This is a genomic window from Bartonella sp. AU15XJBT (assembly GCF_028618615.1).
GTDB lineage: Bacteria > Pseudomonadota > Alphaproteobacteria > Rhizobiales > Rhizobiaceae > Bartonella.
This window is the reverse complement of record NZ_JAQITG010000017.1, coordinates 13176-30832: the sequence shown is the minus strand read 5'-3', so window position 1 is coordinate 30832 and position 17657 is coordinate 13176. Positions and strand designations below refer to the sequence as shown.

The 17657-nt window shown below is 34.8% G+C and carries 13 protein-coding genes and 1 pseudogene; 5 read left to right on the top strand and 9 right to left on the bottom strand.

The window, feature by feature from the left end; genetic code table 11:
• The first annotated feature begins 299 nt into the window (after positions 1–299).
• The 3 genes from PVV57_RS07510 (at position 300) to sodC (ending at position 1949) form a co-directional block, all read left to right on the top strand.
• Entirely contained in the window at positions 300–644 is a 345-nt protein-coding gene (locus PVV57_RS07510) for a hypothetical protein (RefSeq protein WP_273718374.1), read from the top strand.
• Positions 622–978, top strand: coding sequence for a hypothetical protein (locus PVV57_RS07505; RefSeq protein ID WP_273718372.1), 357 nt, complete (start codon positions 622–624; stop codon positions 976–978). Before PVV57_RS07510 ends, PVV57_RS07505 begins: the two co-directional genes overlap by 23 nt.
• Before the next feature lie 443 nt (positions 979–1421).
• Positions 1422–1949 (top strand): superoxide dismutase [Cu-Zn] SodC, encoded by a 528-nt coding sequence (gene sodC, locus PVV57_RS07500; protein ID WP_273718370.1) that lies wholly within the window; start codon positions 1422–1424, stop codon positions 1947–1949.
• Between the two features lie 623 nt (positions 1950–2572).
• Here the strand turns inward: sodC and PVV57_RS07495 are convergent.
• From PVV57_RS07495 to PVV57_RS07455, 9 genes and pseudogenes are all read right to left on the bottom strand, one after another.
• Positions 2573–3511 carry a COG2958 family protein gene (locus tag PVV57_RS07495; protein ID WP_273718368.1) on the bottom strand — a complete coding sequence of 313 codons (939 nt, stop codon included), beginning with the start codon at positions 3509–3511 and terminating at the stop codon, positions 2573–2575.
• 434 nt (positions 3512–3945) lie between these two features.
• A pseudogene (locus PVV57_RS07490) lies at positions 3946–6697 on the bottom strand (DEAD/DEAH box helicase).
• Between the two features lie 22 nt (positions 6698–6719).
• Positions 6720–8360, bottom strand: a complete 1641-nt coding sequence (locus PVV57_RS07485; RefSeq protein ID WP_273718366.1) for a site-specific DNA-methyltransferase — start codon at positions 8358–8360, stop codon at positions 6720–6722.
• Between the two features lie 57 nt (positions 8361–8417).
• A complete protein-coding gene (locus PVV57_RS07480; protein ID WP_273718364.1) occupies positions 8418–8819 on the bottom strand; it encodes an SUF system Fe-S cluster assembly protein in 402 nt (133 codons plus the stop codon).
• Positions 8812–10056, bottom strand: a complete 1245-nt coding sequence (locus PVV57_RS07475; protein WP_273718363.1) for a cysteine desulfurase — start codon at positions 10054–10056, stop codon at positions 8812–8814. The genes PVV57_RS07480 and PVV57_RS07475 overlap by 8 nt, the downstream gene beginning before the upstream one ends.
• A gap of 10 nt (positions 10057–10066) precedes the next feature.
• Positions 10067–11332: a Fe-S cluster assembly protein SufD gene (gene sufD, locus PVV57_RS07470; protein ID WP_273718361.1), complete on the bottom strand. Its 1266-nt coding sequence runs from the start codon at positions 11330–11332 to the stop codon at positions 10067–10069.
• Positions 11333–11343: 11 nt separating this feature from the next.
• The gene (gene sufC / locus PVV57_RS07465) at positions 11344–12099 is read right to left on the bottom strand and encodes a Fe-S cluster assembly ATPase SufC (protein WP_273718359.1); all 756 of its coding nucleotides are present in this window, start codon (positions 12097–12099) and stop codon (positions 11344–11346) included.
• A 166-nt stretch (positions 12100–12265) separates the two neighbouring features.
• Positions 12266–13777, bottom strand: a complete 1512-nt coding sequence (sufB, locus tag PVV57_RS07460; RefSeq protein ID WP_273718357.1) for a Fe-S cluster assembly protein SufB — start codon at positions 13775–13777, stop codon at positions 12266–12268.
• 173 nt (positions 13778–13950) lie between these two features.
• Positions 13951–15096: a cysteine desulfurase family protein gene (locus PVV57_RS07455; RefSeq protein ID WP_273718355.1), complete on the bottom strand. Its 1146-nt coding sequence runs from the start codon at positions 15094–15096 to the stop codon at positions 13951–13953.
• 161 nt (positions 15097–15257) lie between these two features.
• Between PVV57_RS07455 and PVV57_RS07450 the strand changes: the two genes are divergently transcribed.
• Complete coding sequence (locus PVV57_RS07450) at positions 15258–15938, top strand: alpha/beta hydrolase (protein ID WP_012231761.1); 681 nt, start codon at positions 15258–15260, stop codon at positions 15936–15938.
• A 324-nt stretch (positions 15939–16262) separates the two neighbouring features.
• Positions 16263–17516, top strand: a complete 1254-nt coding sequence (gene tyrS, locus PVV57_RS07445; RefSeq protein ID WP_273783741.1) for a tyrosine--tRNA ligase — start codon at positions 16263–16265, stop codon at positions 17514–17516.
• Positions 17517–17657: the final 141 nt, after the last annotated feature.

The following is a 17657-nucleotide window of genomic DNA, read 5'->3' as shown; positions in this document are numbered from 1 at the left end:
CTCATATTTTCTGAAAAAATTACTCTATATATTTAGCATATTGATATGAAGTAAGAGAAAAAATAAATATATTTCTTATAATACTGTATTAAATATCAAACTTATAGATAAAAAAATAATAATATTAATAGTTATTTTATAATATCAATTTTAATAAAAAATAAATAATAAAAAACAGTTTTATTTAATCAATAAATTTTCATTTTTTTGTTAAGTATAATATTAAAAATAAAATAAGCTTGGGAACCTGTTAGCAATACAACGGTTAATGAAGTGTTGTTTCAACAGAGAGTGACAAGATGAAACTAAATAACATTTTAAAATTAAGCATTTTTTTTATGATAATTGTATGTGTTTCATTGATCGTCACGACTTCAATCAGTGAAGTTTTTCATCTTCCTTATTGTCAAACCTTTACCTATAGCTCTACTCAAAATGTCACTAAAATAGGTCAAAATTCATTTACTGCTTCACAAGTTAAAAATTGTCTTATGCAAAATGGTTTTGAGAACATTAAACGATTGCGTTTAGATGACAAAGGAATCTGGCGTGCTTTAGTAAAATTTAAAAAGTCCCATTTTTTTGTATCCGTTGACTATTCAGGAACAGTTAGCATTCAAAATGAAAGAAAAAAATATGATTAATTTTAAAACTTACAGCAATGTTTCTATTGATCATTGTAAGAAAAAAATTTTCAAAAAGTGCTGTCATTCTATTAAAGAATTTGCTTTCATTGGCGGTTTAAATGGTAGCATATCAGGAGTAATCGCAGCAACTCTTGCTACTTATGGTCATATTGCTCTTCCAGGATTTGGTCCATTTATCGCAATGGGTATAGGAGTAGCACTTTCTGCCGGAATGATCATAGGAGCGCTGATAGGATCAGGAATGGGGGGAAGTGTCGGTATATGCTGTATTTTATGGGAAATTTATATGAATCATAATAGTTCTTTCTCTTATAAATTTCACAAAGAATAGAAAGTTCTCGTCATTTTTTCTATGAATAAAACATTAAAATCATCAGCAAATTATATGCTCTGTTTTTTGATGAAACGATCGTCATATTATAAATAAAATAACAACTAACTTATTAAAATTGCTTGCTTAATTGATTATTACACCTTAAAAAAATAGATTTTTTTTAAGCATCTCTTGAAGAAATGTAAGCGAGATATAATTATTCGTTCATAAAAGCTACATTTTTTATAAATCAAAAAACAAGACTTATATTCAGAATATATATAAGAATATACTTTAATTTATTTAGTATTTCTAAGAACTAATTTTATATCTAAGTTATTTTTTTAATTTCAATTTAATACGCTTATTTATATTTAATAATATATATTATTACTAAAATTTTAAGTAATATAATTATTTTTATAGATAAAATTTATTTAAGATAAGTATAAAGGTATCTTATGAAAAAAATATTATTTTTATTATTATTTTTTATGGCATTTTTAATGCATAAAAATGCTGTATTAGCGCTCTCAACAAAAGTAAATATCTATAAACTAGAAGATAATAATTCCAAAAAGGCTATTGGTAGCATTAAAATTGAAGAAAACACATACGGTTTGATTTTCATCCCTAATTTATCTACTTTACCAGAGGGAATGCATGGTTTTCATGTACATGTAAATCCTTCATGTGATACAAAAGATGGCATAATTGGTGGAAGCGCAGGTGGGCATTATGATCCTGAGCATACCGGAAAACATTTAGGACCTTATAATGTCAATGGTCATCTTGGTGATTTACCAGCACTTTATGTTGATAAGCAAGGAAATGCCATAATGAGCATTCTTGCTCCACGATTGAAAAAAATCTCTGAAATTACAGGGCGCTCATTAATAATTCATTTAGGGGCTGATAATCAATCAGATGAACCATTACCGCTTGGCGGAGGTGGTGCACGTTTGGCATGCGGTATTGTTGAAAAATAAAAAGCGTATTGTGGTAAACTGTATCGTATGCTTTTCACTTTATCATAAGATGTGATAGAAATTTATTTTTTAAATCCACTTCAAGAGATTAAATAAACTATTCACATAGTTTATTTAATCGATATTTCTTTTTGAATGTTTAATACAGATGATAAAGCAGTTAACAATAATAAAAACAAAAAGCAGTCGAAACTAAAGAAATAGCAGTGTAAATTTTCCGAAAGAAGACTTAAATATGAAAAAATATTTTTAGTAATTGATATTAACAAATAAAAACTTGATTTTTACTCTCTACAATAGAAAATTTGTAATAAATTATCATCATTAACTCTATTATTTAATGAAATCATGCCACACACAAAAAATAAAATGGGTCTAAAATAGAATTTTTACTCACCCTCGCTTGATGCATACATAAAATTTTGATTGTTTCACTATCAATATAAGATGTCTTGAAACGATTGAATGCTACAATATTCTAATCTCTAATTTAAGTAAAAAAAGAATAATTATCATTATTAATCAATATATTATCTAAATATAATCAATAAAATAGTTAGAGTAATTTTTTGTCACTCTGAACAAAAGAGCTTTAAAAAATAGAGTCTTTTTTTAAATACCCCTCATGGCCCCATATGATCCCAATCGGATGGACGCGTCTCGCCGGTTTGATAAAATTGACGAATGAGCTTGATATAATGAAGAAAGTCTTTGTTTTCCTCCACTAATCTATTAGCAGTATCCCAATCAATATCACTCCGTTCTTTCGCTGGAATTATGATCTCACTTTCAGAAGCGTTTTCCTTGTTGAGTCTTATAAATCCAATTCCATGCAAACTTGAAAGCATTCGAAGTTCTTTTAATGTATCAACACCTTCAACTTCACTAGCCACTAAATAACTAAAATTAGCCCATGAAGAATTGCTAACCGTTTGAAAAAATGCTTTTCGTAAATTTGAACGATTGATAAGAATTTTAACTTCAAAAGACCAAAGCTTCGTTTTTTTATCAAAATATTGCAAAACGCAATCTTTGATTTCACGATTCCATTCCTTACTTAAATCTTGTATTCCTACGAGATCCGGATAAAGCCATTTGTTCCCGCCCGAACCATGTTTATTATGAGAACATTTCTCATTAATGCGTTTGCTGTAAACTGCAAGTTCTGACCATAAAAATTTAGATAATAACGGATAAAGGTCATGTTCTTTAACAGAACCATCTTTTGTTCTACCCTCTGCATTGTCCTCTACTGCATCAATTTCAGCGCTATCTGTTTGTCTTGTAAAATAATATTGCCGTGGTCGTCCTTCAGTGGTTTTAATTTCTGGATAACGCTTTTGTAACTGAGGTCGCTGAGATCCTATTTCAGCGACAATTTGCTGAATAAGAGCTATATCATTCTTAAGAGGAGCGATTGTTGCCGTTGACCGCTTTTGTTTTTGTCGGCATTTTTCTGGATAATTTTCAAATATCCATTGAGCAATGTCTCGAGCTGTAAATTTTTTTGTCGGGTTTTTCTTTAAAAAATTAAAAACAGTGTTTGTTAAATTCAAAGTCATATGTAGAATATTCCACTTTTATCCTCTGGATATTTCATTATATTCAGATGTTCCAAAAGAAAAAACAACAAACTGTTTAATTTTTTTTTTGAAAAAAGCATATCTCTGAAATTACTCAATAAAATTAAAATATTTTTTCTCAATTTATCACTATAAACTCAAGAACTGTTTCGTATAAAGTAAAGTGAGGATGTATTTTCAGAAAAAATTGTAAATGAGCTGTAAATCCCCATAAAAAAGTATAATCTTGTATATATTTTTCCTTTTATTTTAATGTTTTAGAAAAAAATAATAACTTTCTTATTTAAGAAATCCCTAATATTTTTAAATTAATGATGCGATAATGCATAAAATTAAAAATAATATTCAAATATTTGATCGAGCCTCACATCCGTCAATTAAAAAACTTATATGTTTTATTTTGAAGCAAAACGTTATGGGCTTTCAAGTATAGATTCTGAAATAGTAAACTCTGCACATAAACCTTCAAAACTACTATTAGCTTTAATAGCATCATGGGGAATAAGAACATAATACCATTTTTTACCGCCATAAGTAGCCGCATAGCGCGTTGCATGACAACACCATTGAACTGCAGCTTCTCTCTTTTTTAAAACAATAACGTTTTGTATTTCAGAGGCTTTTTTAGGCTCACAAAGATATTTGGCATCCTTCGTTTCTACAACAAAGTCCGGTTCATAAGTTGAGCCTTTATCATACTCTATCTTGAAAAAACCTCTAGCGGGTTTCATCCATTTCAATACTTGTGAATCATCCTCTAATATCTGAGCAAATCGTAATTCTCCTTCTACTGAATCAAACTTTTGCAAAGGATAACAGCATTTTTTAAAGCCGCTGAATACAAGTTTTTTAATATCGCTTTTAATGGCGGGAATATTACGAAAATCAACAGGAGATGTTCCTTGCGGCAACACATAATGGATAGGTGTTAAAGTTGTAAAACTTCGTGTCACTTTGATCTCATAATCTTTTTTCGTTTCCCATTGATGTTCTCTCAATTGTGCAACAATAAAATCACTCAGCTTATGCTGATAGTGAATTAATACGTTCTCAACGGCTGCGTCATTAGGTAAATAAGATCGGAAATGCTCTACTATCTGACCAGCTAATTTTCGTAATAATAGCGTATGGCTATCATAATCGATAAAATCATTATCAATTAAACAACGAATGATATAATTTTCAAGATGAGGCTCTTTGATATATTCATTCTTAGAAGTAAGAAAAATGCTTTTGTGGGTACGCAATTCTCGAATTAAAAGCTCTTTACTAACAGGTTGCAAATTTAAGCTTTCTAGATTTTCCAAATCAAAATCAGAAAAACCATAAGTAACCTCACGTGAAGGAATGAGGATAATATTGGGAATATCTATCATCAATTCTGCTAATTGTTTTGTCAAAATTGTAACCACTTTTGACACGAGAGACTTTTGTGCTAGCGGCATAGTACTCATAATTTTATTGCTCATTTTTTCTTGTATCGGTGCAGAACAAAGCATTTGAGAACTTAGTAAATTATCATTCTCTTTGATAATATTCCACGCAATAGCAGCAATTTGTTGCTCTTCGGGCGTCAATATAGGGGAATCTGTATTTCGTAACATGATATTTTGTAGATCTGATGCTCTATCTATATCGCAATGACGCGTTCCCGCCGTTTGCATAAATAAAGCTTCCACTTGACATGGAACCGTCACTATATCTGTTTTTTCAGAGGGTATGTCCCCCCCCTTTTCCAATCTCAATATGCTTTTTTATAATTGAGTTTGGATCATTTGCACGGTCAATAATATCCTGGAAACGATCATGCGCAATGATTGTTAAACGATCAATAGCTTCTACACCGGTCCTACATCCATACGGCAAACGCAATCCACGCCCAATTGTTTGCTCTGTTAAAATTTCTGAAGCCGATGCACGCAACGGTACAATCGTATAGAGATTGGTAACATCCCACCCCTCCTTTAATTTATTAACGTGAATAACAATTTCTGTTGATTCATGAGGATCTTCAATCGCAATAAGCTTTTGAATATTTTGATCTTCTTCTATATTTGACTGCTTTGTATGAATCTCTAAAACTTTTCCCTTATAGGCCCCTGCGAAAAAATCATCTGATTCCAATAAATCACGCAATTTCTGTGCATGATTTGTATCTTGAGCGACAACTAAAATAAAAGGCTTAACGAACTTTTTGTTATAATCTTTGGCATAAGCGATTAAATCTGCTTTTACGTTTTCGTGTGCAAGAATTGCATCTTGTAATTTAATATGTTCTAATTGCTCAGATGTATAATTTTGCGGTTGAAAGTCTTTACGTGTAGCAACAGCAGGCTCTTTTACAAAACCATCCCTCATAGCCTCTGCAAGTGAATAACTGTAAACAACATTTTTAAAATCTACAGGTTTTGCACCTATTGTTTTCGGTGTTGCTGTAAGCTCTATACCTAATATAGGTTTTAACTCATTAATTGCCGCCGCACCAGCAGAAGCACGATAACGATGTGCCTCGTCCATTAACAAAACTAAATCAGGAAGATTTGCGAGATAATCAAAATAACTTTCACCAATCGTCTCTTGTAAGCGTTTAATCCGCGGAATACTAGATTTTAGTGCAGCTTTTTTATTATCCATTGTATTAATTTTAGAAATATTAAAAATATTGATAAAGGCTGTATCCCTATTTTCAAACAAACGCTTTTGTCCGTGAAAGTGGTGTTCATCAGCGCGAATACCTTTACCACTTTCATAATCTTCACCTGTAATAATGACTGGTCTATTGGCAATAAACTCACTCATTCCACTGAAAACATATTTTGAACTTTGGGGACTAAAATCCTGTTTTAATTTTTCATAAATAGTCAAATTTGGCGCTAAAACAAAAAAGTGACGACTACGTCCTGTTAAATAAAGATAGCTGATAAAAGCGCCCATAAGTCGTGTTTTCCCAACACCCGTTGCTAAGGCAAAACAAAAAGAAGGAAAGTTTCGTTCAAAGTCTTGTACAGAAGGATAGAGATTTTTTACCGATTCTAATTCTGCAATCAAATCAGCACTTTTAGAAAGCTCTATATTTTCTAAGATGTTCACCAAAATATTTAAAGATTCACGTTGAGGATCGCGCAACGATAGGCGAGCAGAAATCCTTTTTTCAACAGTGTTCATGAAAAACTCCGCTTTTTATATATTATCCAAATAGATCTAATTCTGCTTGCGCATCATCTTTATCTTTGTTTTTTTCTTTTACCACAATCATTGGTTCAAGATTGGCGATATTTAAACTGTAATCATCCCTTCCCCATTCGCATTTTTCTAATACTACACGGGGAATTTTAGTCAGTGTGAGATTCTCAAAGGAGGCTGATTTTGTATCAAAAGCTGTACAACAAATCAGCAACGTGCGATGAGACCCCACCTCTTCGCTTATAATACGCAGTTGTTCATGAGTCATAGCACTTGTTGTAACATAAATATAATCTGTTTCCGTTGAATACCCTTGCATCCAATAATGATTTTCATCCGGCGCATAAGTAAACCCCATATGTTTACACATCGCTTCTGACAGCATTGCTGCATTATATTTGCAACTAATAATCCATTGTCCCCATGGATCTTTTTGCAACAGAGAAGGAGCAAGGCGATAATAACGAAATCCACCGCCCCCTTGCCAATTGACACTTTTGGAAATTCCCCCTTGATCAGTTCCATCAATCACTTGTTTTAAACGAGGGATAATATGGGTATGACAATGTTCTCCAAGTTCAATCATAATCCACCTGCGGCCCATTTTATGAGCAACAGCCCCCGTCGTACCAGAACCCGCAAAGGAATCCAGGGTAAGATCACCGGGATTCGTTGCAAGTTGAATGATGCGTTCCATTAGACGCTCAGGTTTGGGAGTTGTAAAGACATGATCAGAATTAAAGGCTTTGACTTCTCTTTTTGCATCTTGATTGTGCCCTACTTCCGTATAGGGCCAAATCGTCATTGAAACCATACCATTTTTTACTTCTGATAAAAAACGCTTCAAAGAAGGAATATTGCTTCCTGTTGGACCAAACCAAATGCGATTATCTTCTAACAATTCAGAGAATTTTTTTTCACTCATAGCCCAACTTCTACCATGAGGAGGCATCACTTTTCGTCCAGAAGGTGTGACGATTTCGTAAATATCTTTAAGCGTCACCCTTTTTACGGATAAGTCTCCAGGTTTCCAAGGACCACGCGGATCATTATCAGGATTTTTATAGCGTGCATCCATAGCGCTTGAACGAGGAAGCAAGTAAGGGCGCCAAATCGTTTTATCTTTGGCATAAACCATTATAAAATCATGGTTATCGGAAAACCATTTTGTATCATTTTGTGGAGCATATTTCTTTTGCCAAATAACATTGTTAATGAAATTTTGGCGACCAAAAATTTCATCCATCATTACTTTAAGATAGGCTTGTTCATCATCATCGATTGATATCCAGATACTTCCATCATCCGCAAGCAAATGATGTAACAACTCTAGCCTGTCTCTCATAAGACTGAGCCATATGGAATGCTCCAAACCATCTTCATAATGCTCAAAGGCATTGCCTGTATTATAAGGTGGATCGATATAGATACATTTCACCTTCCCCGTATATTCTTGCTCTAGTGCTTTGAGTGCGAGTAAATTATCACCAAAAATAAGTTTATTATCAAAAATATCCTGCGATGATATTTGATGCGAGGCATGATAAGATTTTTCAAGATCTTCTAATAAGACATGAGGTTCTAGTTTGGGACGTTCTTCTTTTCCAATCCAGGTAAGTTCTAATTTTTGTTTATTATAACGCATATGATCGTTTTTAAATCCAACTGTTTATAAAAAACGATGTATTTGCAAACAGTATTGTTAGTACCATCCCACAGCAATTTGCGCTTCTTCTGACATACACTCAGGTGTCCATGGTGGATCAAAAGTCATCGTGACTTCAACATGCGAAACCCCTTCAACAGCACTGACAGCATTTTCTACCCATCCCGGCATTTCACCAGCAACAGGACAGCCTGGCGCTGTAAGAGTCATTTCAATTTTTACTGAACGATCATCTTCAATATCAATACGATAAATCAGTCCTAGCTCATAAATATCAGCAGGAATCTCTGGATCATAAACTGTTTTAAGAGCAGCAATAATATCATTCGTCATCCGATCAATTTCGTCTGCTGGAATTGCTGATATGTAAGATTTTTCATTTTCGCCTACAGTTTCAACAGATTCTTTAGAATGACGCTCTTCTATTAACTCACCCATTAAAAAATGTCCTTGTTTCTTTCAATGCTTCAACTAATTGATCTACATCTTCTTGAGTATTATACATGGCCAACGATGCGCGACAAATAGATGTTAGACCAAAGCGCTGTAATAAAGGCTGTGCACAATGAGTGCCCGCACGTATTGCAACCCCTTTTCTATCAATAAACATAGCAATATCATGAGCGTGAATACCTTCAATTGCAAATGATATAATAGCTCCTTTATTGGGAGAATGGCCATAAATGCGCAATGCCTCAATCGTTTTAAGTTTTTCATGCGCATAAGCCGAAAGAGACATTTCATGGGCATGAATTGTACTAAGACCTTTTTCTTTTATATAATCAATAGCCGCAGCTAATCCAATAGCTTCAACGATAGGAGGCGTCCCTGCTTCAAAACGATAAGGAGGAGCATTATAAAGAACCTTATCGGTTGTTACCTCCTCGATCATTTCACCTCCCCCTTGAAAAGGACGCATTTCCTCTAACCGGTGTTCTTTACCATAAAGAACACCAATCCCAGTGGGACCATAAAGCTTATGTCCTGTAAAGACATACCAATCACAATCGAGATCTTGTACATCAACAGTTAAATGTATTGCTCCTTGAGAACCATCAATAAGAACAGGTATAGAATTTTGATGTGCTTGCTTAATCATCTCTTTAACAGGAGGCACAGTGCCTAATATATTAGACATATGCGTTATAGCGACAAGCCGTGTTTTTTCGCTTAAAGCCTTTTGGAAGTCTTCAATATGCAGAACACCATTTTCATCAACAGGAACAAAAATAAGTTTAACCCCTTTTCGTTCACGCAGAAAATGCCAAGGGATAATATTTGCATGATGCTCCATGATCGTTAGAACAATCTCATCACCTTCCTTGAGTTTGGGCATAGCCCATCCATAAGCAACCGTATTAATAGCTTCTGTTGCATTTTTCGTAAAAACAATTTCCTCAACTTTTTGAGCATTTAGAAAAACACGAACAGTCTCACGAGCATTTTCATAGGATTGTGTTGCTGTATTGGCTAAAAAATACATTCCTCTATGTACATTAGCATAACTATGCTGATAATAATTATTCATTGCATTGAGTACTGATTGCGGCTTTTGAGCAGAAGCACCACTATCAAGATACGCTAAGCGCTTTCCATAAACTTTATGGTGTAAAAGAGGAAAATCACGTCGAATTTCGTCGACATTATAATTGAATGTTTGTACGTCATTTTCCATTCTCCCCCCCTTAAACATTTTTTTCAAGCCATTGCCTAATGATATTCTCCAAAACAGCTTGGATATTATCTTGTTTGATGTCATCAATGAGCTCAGCAATAAATCCTTTAATTAAAAGAGCACGAGCCGTTTTAAATGGAATACCGCGCGCCATGAGATAGAAAAGATAATCGTGATTAATATTCGCAACTGTTGCGCCATGACCACAGGCAACATCATCAGCAAAAATCTCCAGTTCAGGCTTTGCATTAAATTCTGCATCATCCGAAAGGATAAGGCTATTACAAGCCATGCGTGCATCCGTTTTTTGTGCTTTTTGAGCAACACGTATTATCCCTTGAAAAACACCCACAGCCTTATCTGTAACCACATTGCGTATAATTTCGGTTGATGTTGATTTTTCTTCCACGTGACGAACGGTCATCGTAAGATCACTATGGGTTTGTCCTGATAATAAATTTATAACACGTAATTGAAAATCAGATCCTTCCCCCTGTAACTCAATATCGACTTCCTGACGATTGAGTTGGCTCCCTATATTAATGACATAAAGCGATAACTTCGCTCCTTGAGCAAGAACAGCACGCAATCGGCCAAACTGTGTAGAATTAAAACCGCGGTTGCGAATAAGAATCCACGTAACATCACTATGAGCGGCAATGTTTAATGAAAATATTGAACTGACAAAGGTATCTTGATCATTGCCAACTTGATGTTCAACAAACATAACTTGATTATTTTTATCAACTTTTATGTCTGAAAAAGTATGGGATTGTCCTCCCATTTGTATATTTTGCAATTCGATAGGTATATTTAACTTTGTATTTTCAAGAATGTGAAAAAGCCAACCATCTGTAACGAAAGCTGTATTTAACTGTCCAATAAAATCTTCATCAGAAATATTTTGATCTATCTTTATAGAATTATCTTCTAATGCATCTGAAAGGCGTTTTACTGTAATATTGTCTAGCTTTTTTGATTGTGTCGATGTTTTTCCATTATTCATAGAAAAAACAGCGCTTTCTGAAAACAATGGATCAACCAATGGATTGTCTTGAGCTTTTGAAAAATTACTCACAGATTTCAGTAATGTGCGCAGGTTGGTATAATGCCAATTTTCGATTTTACGAGAAGGAAGACGTGTCGTTTGAAACTGCTCAATAGCTTTCTTGCGGATTGCCCGCACAGCTTTGTCACCAGGTAAGTCGTTGATAGACTGATTGAAATTATTGATAATATCTTCTTCAACCGCTAACAAGTTTTGCCGTGCCTTCATATTCAATAACCTCAAACCGCTTCCCTGATAAGATCAGCATACCCATTTTGCTCTAAATAAAGCGCTAAGGATTTATCCCCACTTTTGATAATTCGTCCTTTATAGAGAACATGTACCGTATCAGGAATAATATAATTAAGCAGTCGTTGATAATGGGTAATCACTAAAAATGAACGTTTTGAATCCCGAAGTTTATTAACACCATCTGCAACAATTTTTAGTGCATCAATATCTAAACCAGAATCCGTTTCATCTAAAATGCAAAGTTTAGGTTCAAGAAGTGCCATTTGTAAAATTTCAGCACGTTTTTTTTCTCCCCCTGAAAAACCTACATTTAATGGACGTTTGAGCATGTCCATATCTATTTCAAGCTTGGCTGAAACGTCTTTAACATATTTTATAAATTCAGGAATTTTAAGTTCTTCATCACCACGCGCTTTGCGTTGAGAATTCATCGCAACTTTTAAAAATTCCATCGTTGCTACCCCTGGTATTTCCATTGGATATTGAAATGCAAGAAAAATACCATATGCTGCACGTTCTGCTGGATCCATTTCTAAAAGTGATTGTCCATTATAAAGAATATCGCCTTCTGTTATTTCATAATCATCACGACCAGCAAGTAAATAAGACAAAGTTGATTTTCCGGCACCATTTTGCCCCATAATCGCGGCAACTTCCCCATCTTGAACCGTCAAATTTAAACCACGAATAACTTCTGTATCGGTCCCAGCAATACGGGCGCGCAAATTTCTTATCTCTAACATCAATTTTATCCTGTTCTGGCTGTTTTTTTCAGATACCAATGCATATATTTTTTTGCCTTAGCATCTAGCTCCTTTTGTAATCACAATAGAAGTTATTTTTTTACATTATTTTCTACTGTTACAGCCTTTTTGCATCAAGTCTTCGATTTATCTTCATTAAATAAAATTACCCAACACTTCCTTCAAGGCTAATACCAATAAGCTTTTGCGCTTCGACAGCAAATTCCATGGGAAGTTTTTGAATAACTTCTTTTACAAAACCATTGACAATTAATGCAATAGCTTCTTCTTCAGGAATTCCTCTTTGCATAACATAAAAAAGTTGGTCATCAGAAATTTTTGATGTTGTAGCCTCATGTTCAAACTGAGCTGTTGCATTTTTTGCTTCAATATAAGGGACTGTATGTGCCCCACAATCATTTCCGATTAACAAACTATCACATTGCGTAAAGTTACGCGCATTTTGTGCTTTTCGATGTGCAGTGACTTGTCCTCGATAAGTGTTATTTGAAAAACCAGCAGAAATGCCTTTGGAAATAATACGACTGGAGGTATTTTTTCCTAAATGAATCATTTTTGTACCGGAATCAATTTGTTGGTGACCGTTTGCAACAGCAATAGAATAAAATTCTCCACGCGCATTATCACCACGAAGTAAACATGATGGATATTTCCAAGTAATCGCAGAACCAGTCTCAACTTGTGTCCAAGAAATTTTAGAGTTATCCCCTCGACAATCTCCACGCTTCGTCACAAAATTATAAATACCGCCCTTTCCATCTTTATCGCCAGGGTACCAGTTTTGTACTGTAGAATATTTAATCTCTGCATTTTCGAGGGCAATAAGCTCAACAACAGCAGCATGAAGCTGGTTTTCATCACGTTGGGGGGCTGTACACCCTTCAAGATAAGAAACATAGGAATCTTCAGCAGCGATAATCAATGTTCGCTCAAATTGGCCTGTATTGCGTTCATTAATCCTAAAATAAGTTGAAAGCTCCATAGGACAACGAACCCCTTTGGGAATATAAACAAATGAGCCGTCTGTAAACACAGCTGCATTTAAGGCCGCATAATAATTATCCCCTACTGGTACAACGGTTCCCAAATATTCTTTAATAAGCTCAGAATGTTCAATAATCGCCTCCGAAATAGAGCAAAAAATTACACCAGCACGTGCCAGTTCTTTTTTAAATGTTGTCACAACAGAAACAGAATCAAAGACCGCATCAACAGCCACCTGCCCCGATACAGATACACTGTCATCAAACGTAGAGGGATCAGACTGTTTTCTTACCCCTGCCAAAATCTCTTGTTCTTTAAGGGGAATGCCAAGTTTTTCGTACGTTGCTAATAACTCAGGATCCACTTCGTCCAAAGATTTTGGTCCTGTATGATTTTTAGGGGCAGCATAATAATAAAGCTCCTGAAAATCAATTTTAGGATATTCAAGACGCGCCCAATGTGGCTCTTGCATTGTCAACCAACGGCGGTAAGCTTGTAAGCGCCATGTTAGCATCCATTCAGGTTCATTTTTTTTAGCAGAAATAAATTTGATAATATCTTCATTCAAACCTTTCGGCGCTTTATCCGTTTTAATTTTCGTTTCAAAGCCATATTTATATTGGTCAACATCTATCTCACGAACTTGGCGTATCGTTTCTTGTACTGCCGGCATAAATCTTCTCCATTTTTTGGCATCAAAAACCGGTAACTAAAAGCCTTGTTTTTTTTACAAGATTAAAGTTAAGCAAGTTATTTCTTAGGCTATAGGCAAAGTGCGAAAATTTCAATCAAAGTTATTTTATTTTTAAAATAATTCTAATTTTTATAATTTCTTCATGATGAATTTTATCCTTTTTTCTTGTTTATCATTTGAGAAAAAAACAATAGAAAATCATCAATGTCTTCAGAAGTTGTATCACGTCCTATCGAAATGCGAATGGCGCCATTTGGAACATGATACCCCATTGCTTCCAAAACTTTGCTTTGTTTTACTTTTCCTGAAGAACAAGCAGAACCAGCCGATACAGAAAAACCTTCTAAATCAAAAGCAATTTGCATCGTTTCAGCTTTTATATTTTTTACGGTAAAGTAAGTTGTATTTGGCAAACGTTGAACTCTTTTGCCAAATATTTCAATATCTTGACTTATTTTTTGGAGTCCATCTTCTAATTTACCTCGTAAATATATTAACTGTTTTATTTCTTCCTTTGTGAAACAATCAGCCATTGCTGCTCCAAAAGCAGCAATAAGGGGCAATGCTTCTGTTCCTCCACGAAAGCCTTTTTCTTGTCCCCCCCCAGTAATAAGAGGAGTTGGCATGAGAAGATTGCCACATGAAACAAATGCACCAACTCCTTTAGGACCGCCAACTTTATGGGCAGACAGTATAAAAAAGTCTCCTCCTAGCTGATTAATATCAACAAAATTTTTATCGATATATTGAGTCAAATCAACAACAAGAGTGCCTCCTAAATTCCGAACAATAGCAGCTATTTCTTTTAACGGCTGAATAACACCAGTTTCACTATTTGCAGCTTGAATAGCAACAAGAGGTAAACCTTTTGTCTTATCGTGAGCCCTTAAGAGTGATGTTAATTTATCTTGTTGAATAAGCCCATCTTGATCAACAGCAATGACACTTATCAATTCTTTAGAAAAACGTCCTCCTTCTGCAACAGAAGGGTGTTCAGTCGCTCCAAGGTAAAGATGAGAAAATTGAACCTTTGCATTCCCCATTGTGTAAAAGGGTGTTAACAAAGTCATTGCTGCTTCACTCGCTCCAGAGGTAAAGACAACGTTATCTGGATCTGTTTTAAGATTTTCAGCGATTTGTCGACGCGCCTTTTGCAATAAAGTTTTAGCAGCACGCCCTTCCTTATGAACAGATGATGGATTACCAAATATCTCTAAAGATTCCAGTAACGCCATCCGCGCCATTTTTTTGAGCGGTGTTGTTGCGTTATGATCAAAATATCGACGTTTGATAACCATTTTACATCGCAACCATTAATCTTATGAATTGATTAAAAAAATAGCGCAATTTTCTTGAAAAGTGCACTTAAAAAAGAATATCTAATGATTATTTAAGAGATTCTATGGTAAAAGTCGACCAAGGTCAATAAAAGCCTTTCATAGCATTTAAGGAGCATTTTATGCCAGAAATTATTTTTAACGGTCCCGCGGGTCGGCTCGAAGGGCGTTATCAACCTTCACAACAAAAAAATGCACCCATTGCAATCATTTTGCACCCTCATCCCCAATTTGGTGGAACGATGAATCATAAAATTGTCTATGATCTCTTTTATATGTTCCAACAACGTGGCTTTACAACTCTCCGTTTTAACTTTCGTGGTATCGGGCGTAGTCAGGGGGAATTTGATTATGGAATAGGAGAACTTTCAGATGCGGCAGCGGCTCTCGATTGGGTACAAACACAACATCCAGACTCTAAAAATTGCTGGGTAGCGGGATATTCATTTGGAGCATGGATTGGTATGCAACTTTTAATGCGTCGACCAGAAATTGAAGGATTTATCTCTGTTGCCCCTCAGCCTAATGTTTATGACTTTTCATTTCTTGCACCTTGTCCCTCCTCTGGACTTATCATTCATGGTGGTATCGATAAAGTTGCCCCTCCTAAAGATGTTCAACTGCTTGTTGATAAATTGAAAACACAAAAAGGTATCATCATCACACAAGAAATACTGGAAGGGGCTAATCACTTTTTTAGTGGATATCATGAAGAACTGATTGAACGATGTGCCCACTATTTGGATAACCACATCACCAATGAACTTCTAGGCTCTCCTCCTGAAATACTTTCACTCACTTAGGAAAACACGAAAGATTTATAAAAAATCAGCAAAAATCGTTTCTGATCATAACAAAGTAATTTTTTTCAGGCTGTATTTGCGACTTTTCTAAATTTTTTTAGGATAGAAAACAGGATAAAAAAGTGTCTTTTTTATCTTATTTTCTATTGGCCTATGTTTTTTAGCGTAAAAAGGGAATAGTCCCCGTATTATTATCTTCATGATCAATATATCTGGTTTTCTTGTGATATGTGTGTCATTTATGCTAGATAAGGCATTAATGATCCATTATATGATCATCTGTTATATAAAATGAATGCCCTCTTAAATTAGGAAATTGACTCTGTGTTTGCCTTTAAATCTGATTTTTTACACATTATGAGCGAACGTGGTTTTATCCATCAAATTTCGGATGAAAAAGGCTTAGATGATCTTTTTTTAAAAGAAACAGTAAGTGCTTATACTGGATTTGATCCCACAGCATCAAGCTTACATGCTGGAAGTCTTCTTCAGATTATGATGCTTTATTGGTTACAAAAAACGGGACACCGCCCCATTGCTTTGATGGGTGGAGGAACAGGATTGATCGGTGATCCTTCCTTTAAAGATGAAGCACGACGCCTTCTAACACAAGATGATATTGCGGAAAATATTGATGGTATTAAAAAAGTATTTGCTAACTATTTGACATTCGGTGATCGAGAAACCGATGCTTGTATTGTGAATAATGCTGAATGGTTGTGCAATTTAAACTACTTAGAATTTTTGCGTGATGTAGGAAAACATTTTTCTGTCAATCGTATGTTGTCATTTGATTCTGTTAGACTCAGACTTGAGCGTGAACACTCTTTGTCCTTCTTAGAGTTTAATTATATGATTCTTCAAGCATATGATTTTGTTGAACTTTATAAACGTTATGGATTGCGTATGCAAATGGGGGGATCGGATCAATGGGGCAACATTATTAACGGTATCGAATTGGGGCATCGTTTAGGAACACCGCAATTATATGCATTAACATCACCATTGCTGACAACCTCTTCCGGTGCTAAAATGGGTAAGTCATTGAATGGTGCTGTGTGGCTTAATGCCGATATGCTTTCACCTTATCAATTTTGGCAATATTGGCGTAATACAGAAGACGCTGATGTAACGCGATTTCTAAAACTCTATACCACATTACCAATGGATGAGATTCTCAAACTTTCTCTATTACAAGGAACTGAAATTAACGAAGCAAAAAAAATTCTTGCAACAGAAATTACAGCAATGTTGCATGGACGTTCTCTTGCCGATGCAGCTGCAGAAACTGCCCGCAAAACATTTGAAGAAAAAACACTTGGAGAAAATCTTCCAACGGTTGAAATGAGCGCAACAGAATTAAAAACAGGTGCTGGATTGCTCTCTCTTTTAGTAAAAGCAGGACTTGCAAAATCAAACAGTGAGGCGCGCCGTCATATTCAAGGCGGAGGGATACGTGTTAATGATCAAATAATAAAGGATGAAACACACCTTATTATTGAAAAAGATGTCACAGCAGAAGGAATCATTAAACTTTCTTTTGGGAAGAAAAAGCATATATTGATTAAACCTTTATAATCTATTGATGTCTCATTCATTCTATAGGTTTTATATCCCAAATAGGGATGTTTCTTACGCTTTTTTGCTGATTTTTTCATTTAGTTTTTATGACAGAATGATTTTTACATGATAGTGAAAAATCTTTGAAATAAGTGTCTT

Bases quoted from the DNA above. Each gene is read 5' to 3' on its own strand.
- sufC (WP_273718359.1), bottom strand. From the start codon at position 12,099: ATGTTAGAGATAAGAAATTTGCGCGCCCGTATTGCTGGGACCGATACA.
- PVV57_RS07455 (WP_273718355.1), bottom strand. From the start codon at position 15,096: ATGGTTATCAAACGTCGATATTTTGATCATAACGCAACAACACCGCTC.
- PVV57_RS07510 (WP_273718374.1), top strand. From the start codon at position 300: ATGAAACTAAATAACATTTTAAAATTAAGCATTTTTTTTATGATAATT.
- sufB (WP_273718357.1), bottom strand. From the start codon at position 13,777: ATGCCGGCAGTACAAGAAACGATACGCCAAGTTCGTGAGATAGATGTT.
- PVV57_RS07485 (WP_273718366.1), bottom strand. From the start codon at position 8,360: ATGCGTTATAATAAACAAAAATTAGAACTTACCTGGATTGGAAAAGAA.
- PVV57_RS07450 (WP_012231761.1), top strand. From the start codon at position 15,258: ATGCCAGAAATTATTTTTAACGGTCCCGCGGGTCGGCTCGAAGGGCGT.
- PVV57_RS07505 (WP_273718372.1), top strand. From the start codon at position 622: ATGAAAGAAAAAAATATGATTAATTTTAAAACTTACAGCAATGTTTCT.
- PVV57_RS07480 (WP_273718364.1), bottom strand. From the start codon at position 8,819: ATGGGTGAGTTAATAGAAGAGCGTCATTCTAAAGAATCTGTTGAAACT.
- PVV57_RS07495 (WP_273718368.1), bottom strand. From the start codon at position 3,511: ATGACTTTGAATTTAACAAACACTGTTTTTAATTTTTTAAAGAAAAAC.
- sufD (WP_273718361.1), bottom strand. From the start codon at position 11,332: ATGAAGGCACGGCAAAACTTGTTAGCGGTTGAAGAAGATATTATCAAT.
- PVV57_RS07475 (WP_273718363.1), bottom strand. From the start codon at position 10,056: ATGGAAAATGACGTACAAACATTCAATTATAATGTCGACGAAATTCGA.
- sodC (WP_273718370.1), top strand. From the start codon at position 1,422: ATGAAAAAAATATTATTTTTATTATTATTTTTTATGGCATTTTTAATG.